The 508-nt window shown below is 52.2% G+C and carries 1 pseudogene; it reads right to left on the reverse strand.

Annotation, left to right across the window (positions count from 1 at the left end):
• A pseudogene (locus R7Z77_RS28680) lies at window positions 1–508 on the reverse strand (calcium-binding protein); the annotation flags it as partial.

The raw sequence follows: 508 nt of genomic DNA on the forward strand, positions 1-508 counted from the left end.
GGTCACGGTAACCGTATCTTCTGGACCTGGGTCGGTTTCATCGCTGATGGTGGTGTCGACGAACGCATTATCTAGGTTCAGTGCTTCGAAGATAGGATTGCTGTCGCTATCGACAATACCCGATACGCTGACGCGGAACACTTCATCGCCTTCGGCGTAAACGTCATCCACCGTATCGATGGTAAACGTCGCTGTTACGCCATCGGCACCAATAATCGCTTGAGTGGTTTCGGTGATGTCATCACCTGACGCAGTGGTGTAGCTGTAAGCTAATGTGACAACGCTGCCGACTGGTGCCGGCTCGCTCAGTGTCACGGTGTACTCTGTGGTGGTGTCACCTTCTACGACATTCGCTGGACCTGTCATGGTGACGGTGACCGTATCTTCTGGACCCGGATCCGTTTCATCACTGATGGTGGTGTCAACAAAGGCATTTGAAACATCTAGTGCCTCAAAAATCGGATTGCTGTCGCTGTCCACAATACCTGATACGCTGACACGGAAGACT

Source organism: Vibrio sp. 1401 (assembly GCF_033340295.1).